The 4,951-nt window shown below is 58.9% G+C and carries 2 protein-coding genes and 2 pseudogenes; 1 reads left to right on the forward strand and 3 read right to left on the reverse strand.

Translation table 11 applies throughout. The annotated features are described in order from the left end of the window. A pseudogene (locus tag NB311A_RS09070) lies at positions 1 to 1,260 on the forward strand (IS3 family transposase); the annotation flags it as partial. Between the two features lie 949 nt (positions 1,261 to 2,209). Here the strand turns inward: NB311A_RS09070 and NB311A_RS09075 are convergent. The 3 genes and pseudogenes from NB311A_RS09075 to istB all read right to left on the reverse strand — a co-directional run. Further along, positions 2,210 to 2,617: a XamI family restriction endonuclease gene (locus NB311A_RS09075; protein ID WP_116394749.1), complete on the reverse strand. Its 408-nt coding sequence runs from the start codon at positions 2,615 to 2,617 to the stop codon at positions 2,210 to 2,212. Positions 2,618 to 2,659: 42 nt separating this feature from the next. After that, positions 2,660 to 4,011, reverse strand: a protein-coding gene (locus NB311A_RS09080; RefSeq protein WP_086008697.1) for an IS3 family transposase whose coding sequence is annotated in 2 segments (ribosomal slippage) — positions 2,660 to 3,675 and positions 3,675 to 4,011 — 1,353 coding nt in all. Because the reading frame shifts where the segments join, the coding sequence is not laid out codon by codon here. Between the two features lie 193 nt (positions 4,012 to 4,204). After that, positions 4,205 to 4,951 (reverse strand): annotated as a pseudogene (istB, locus tag NB311A_RS09090) (IS21-like element helper ATPase IstB); the annotation flags it as partial.

Consider the following 4,951-nt stretch of genomic DNA (forward strand, 5'->3'; position numbering starts at 1 on the left):
GACAAAATCCGGATCGTGCTGGATGGCTTCGGGCGAAGACAGCATCGCCGAGCTGTGCCGCAAGGAAGGGATAGCCCAGAGCCTCTACTACACCTGGTCGAAGGAATTCCTGGAAGCTGGCAAACGGCGGCTGGCTGGCGACACGGCTCGTGCTGCGACGACCGGTGAAGTTCAGGACCTGCGCCGTGAGACCCGTGCCTTGAAAGAGGCGGTTGCCGATCTGATGCTGGAGAACCGTCTGCTCAAAAAAAGTATGATCGCGGATGGGGGCGACGACGAATGAGATACCCCGCATCCGAGAAGCTCGAGATCATCAGGATGATTGAGCAGTCGCATGTTCCCGCGAAGAAGACGCTCGATCAGCTCGGCATTGCTCGGCGCACCTTCTACCGCTGGTATGACCGCTACCTTAAAGGCGGGCCCGAAGCGTTGGAGGATCGTCCTTCCCGGCCGAGCCGGGTCTGGAACCGCATCGGCGACAATATCCAGGCTCAGATCATCGAATTGGCGCTGGAGCAATCCGAGCTGTCGCCGCGCGAATTGGCGGTGCGATTCACCGACGAGAAGCGCTACTTCGTCTCGGAAGCCACCGTCTATCGCCTGCTCAAGGCCCACGATCTCATCACCAGCCCGGCATTCGTGGTGATCAAGGCTGCCGACGAGTTCAAGGACAAGACGAAGCGGCCCAACGAGATGTGGCAGACCGACTTCACTTACTTCAAGATCATCGGCTGGGGCTGGGTCTATCTGTCGACCGTGCTCGACGACTTCTCCCGCTACATCATCGCCTGGAAGCTGTGCACGACCATGCGGGCCGAGGATGTCACCGACACACTGGAACTGGCGCTCACGGCATCAGGCTGCGACAGCGCCAGGGTGCTGCACAAGCCAAAGCTGCTCAGCGACAACGGGCCGTCTTACATCGCGGCCGAACTCGCTGAATGGATCTACGCCAACGGTATGAGTCATGTTCGCGGAGCGCCGCTTCACCCGCAGACCCAGGGCAAGATCGAGCGCTGGCACCAGACGCTCAAGAACCGCATCCTGCTGGAAAACTACTTCCTGCCGGGCGATCTCGAACACCAGATCGAGGCCTTCGTCGAACATTACAATCATCGCCGCTATCACGAGAGTCTCAGCAACGTCACGCCGGCCGACGCCTACTTCGGTAGGGCCTCTGCCATCATCGAACAACGCGAAAGGATCAAACGACAGACAATCCAATTCAGGCGCTTGCAACACCGCAAGCTCGCCGCTTAACATCACCAACCAGAGGCCGACACTCCGCTAAATCAGGCAGCCATCTGCGCCAAATGTTCTGACGACGGACAGTGTTAAAGACTCCCCCACCCAGTTGTTTTGCCGAAGAAGGCGGGTCTAGGGTGATCATGCCGGTGTATCTGGCTTGAGGATGAGCTCGCCGAAAATCGATACGATATGCAAGGGTGGGAAATGTTTGACCGAAGCGACTTACCCAACTGTGCGATGTGCGTGAGGTATGGGATGAACCGCTGACTGCGAGGTGTGCGGAGAACCGCTGACTGCGAGGTGTGCGGAGAACCGCTGACTGCGAGGTGTGCGGAGAACCGCTGACTGCAAGATGTGCGGTGTAGTACCGCAATCTTGGCAAGGGGGCCGCTGCGCACCCCCGTTGCATCCCCCAGGCCGTGGTGTTTCCAAGGCATCGAGCCTCTACAACACCATCAACCGTATCGCCGGTTGAGCACTCGCACCATTTGGCCGTTGCATCACCAGTCGGGGAGCCCCATGACAAGGAAGGCATCGGCCTTCCCTTGACCCTTGCGACCAAAGAGCCTTCGAGCCCCTTGGAACCCTGACGAGGGCTTTCGCGCCCCTCGACCCACGACCGCCATTCCGTTTGCGGCATCCGGCACGGGAAGATTGCACTCTCTCCCCGTGACCCCATCGCTTTCACTACCAGCAACCCTCAGTTCCAGCCTACCACGGCGCGGGCAACCGGCTTGCGCCCTGCGGGGCATTTTTTCGGCATGGCCGAAAACCGCCTATTGCAACGCTGCTCTTATGCAATTTGCTCGCTTCCGTGGTCGTCCGAGGCTATCGGGACGGGGAGCATCAGACTCCGCGCTTCGCGCAAGTTCATTCCGGCCTTCGGCCCGAATCGAACAGGGAGCCCGCCGTAAATATACCTATGTCGTAATCGCCGGAATCTGAAAAATTACGGGCCGCCTTATGTCTGTGACTTAACCCATTCGATGAACCCATCCAGGTCGTGAGACCAAACCAGAAATAGGCCGGAATTCTGTGCGCTAACCAAGCTTGATAGCTTAAACACGCCAGACAGCAGAGCTACGTTAACGATGTTCTTTCCGCCTTCGGTCGCAAAATGCTTGGCCTTCGCTGCCGTATCGTTATTGAGCCTCTTCACACTGTTTAGGCCAGAGCTGGAATCCTTAGCTTCGAGTGCGATCATTCGGCCATTTGGCAACGCTATGAAGAGATCGACCTTACGTCCATGTACGGTGCACTCCCCATAAAAGTTAGGATACTTAGGGTAGTGAATGGGGTCAGTGATCTTTGCTTGGTGGGGAGCGGATGTTCTCTCGAAGTGTCCGTCGTCAGAACATTTGGCGCAGATGGCTGCCTGATTTAGCGGAGTGTCGGCCTCTGGTTGGTGATGTTAAGCGGCGAGCTTGCGGTGTTGCAAGCGCCTGAATTGGATTGTCTGTCGTTTGATCCTTTCGCGTTGTTCGATGATGGCAGAGGCCCTACCGAAGTAGGCGTCGGCCGGCGTGACGTTGCTGAGACTCTCGTGATAGCGGCGATGATTGTAATGTTCGACGAAGGCCTCGATCTGGTGTTCGAGATCGCCCGGCAGGAAGTAGTTTTCCAGCAGGATGCGGTTCTTGAGCGTCTGGTGCCAGCGCTCGGATCTTCCCTGGGTCTGCGGGTGAAGCGGCGCTCCGCGAACATGACTCATACCGTTGGCGTAGATCCATTCAGCGAGTTCGGCCGCGATGTAAGACGGCCCGTTGTCGCTGAGCAGCTTTGGCTTGTGCAGCACCCTGGCGCTGTCGCAGCCTGATGCCGTGAGCGCCAGTTCCAGTGTGTCGGTGACATCCTCGGCCCGCATGGTCGTGCACAGCTTCCAGGCGATGATGTAGCGGGAGAAGTCGTCGAGCACGGTCGACAGATAGACCCAGCCCCAGCCGATGATCTTGAAGTAAGTGAAGTCGGTCTGCCACATCTCGTTGGGCCGCTTCGTCTTGTCCTTGAACTCGTCGGCAGCCTTGATCACCACGAATGCCGGGCTGGTGATGAGATCGTGGGCCTTGAGCAGGCGATAGACGGTGGCTTCCGAGACGAAGTAGCGCTTCTCGTCGGTGAATCGCACCGCCAATTCGCGCGGCGACAGCTCGGATTGCTCCAGCGCCAATTCGATGATCTGAGCCTGGATATTGTCGCCGATGCGGTTCCAGACCCGGCTCGGCCGGGAAGGACGATCCTCCAACGCTTCGGGCCCGCCTTTAAGGTAGCGGTCATACCAGCGGTAGAAGGTGCGCCGAGCAATGCCGAGCTGATCGAGCGTCTTCTTCGCGGGAACATGCGACTGCTCAATCATCCTGATGATCTCGAGCTTCTCGGATGCGGGGTATCTCATTCGTCGTCGCCCCCATCCGCGATCATACTTTTTTTGAGCAGACGGTTCTCCAGCATCAGATCGGCAACCGCCTCTTTCAAGGCACGGGTCTCACGGCGCAGGTCCTGAACTTCACCGGTCGTCGCAGCACGAGCCGTGTCGCCAGCCAGCCGCCGTTTGCCAGCTTCCAGGAATTCCTTCGACCAGGTGTAGTAGAGGCTCTGGGCTATCCCTTCCTTGCGGCACAGCTCGGCGATGCTGTCTTCGCCCCGAAGCCCATCCAGCACGATCCGGATTTTGTCCTCTGATGAAAAGTGCCGCCGCGTCGCACGGCGGATATCTTTGACTACGTGTTCGGCGGAGCGTTTGCCGCCAGTCGACTTCGTGCTCATGTTCGTTCCTTCGTCTGCGACGAGAACCGAACACTCCTTAGATCACACCATCAATTCTGTGCCATAGGTGCTGATCCCGGACACTCTCGAAGCCCAGCTCAGTAAGCCGGGTTTCCAAGCGACCTTCGACGATTTTCCCATGACCTCTGCGCTCGGTCTGAAGCGACTGGGACGCATGAAGTATCATTGTATGTCAATCGGCTCGCAAATTTGACCCCGTATCGGCGTTCAATTTTGACCCCTTCGCGCGGCGTGGTTTGAGGGTAGCGCTCGACTCGTCGGAGCTGGCCGGGATTGCGGAGACGAGACGAGCGCGGGTGGCGTGATCGTCGTCGCGGCTTTTGAAGCGCCAGCTGTCGTTACCGGTTTCGACGATGTCGCAGTGGTGGGTCAACCGGTCGAGCAGCGCGGTGGTCATCTTGGCGTCGCCGAACACGCTGGGCCATTCGCCGAAGGCGAGATTGGTGGTGACGATGACGGAAGCACGCTCGTAGAGCCGGCTGACGAGATGGAACAGCAACTGGCCGCCGGATTGGGCAAAGGGCAGATATCCGAGTTCGTCGAGCACGATGAAGTCCATCCGGGTCAGATGTTCGGCAAGCCGGCCCTGACGTCCGTTACGGGTCTCGATCTCGAGGCGATTGACGAGGTCGACCACGTTGTAGAAGCGACCGCGGGCGCCGGATCGGATGCAGCTTCTGGCGATTGCGATGGCCAGGTGGGTTTTGCCTGTGCCGGTGCCGCCGACGAGCACGACGTTGCGCTGCTGGGCGATGAAGCCGCCGCCGGCGAGATCATTGACGAGCGTCTGATTGATCGGCGTGCCTTCGAACTGGAAGTCATCGAGATCCTTGGCCATGGCAGCTTGGCGATGGTGAGCTGGTACTTGATCGACCGCGCCTGCTTCTCGTTGATCTCGGCGCTGAGCAGGTCGCCGACG

It is taken from the genome of Nitrobacter sp. Nb-311A, from assembly GCF_000152905.1.
Classification (GTDB): Bacteria; Pseudomonadota; Alphaproteobacteria; order Rhizobiales; family Xanthobacteraceae; genus Nitrobacter.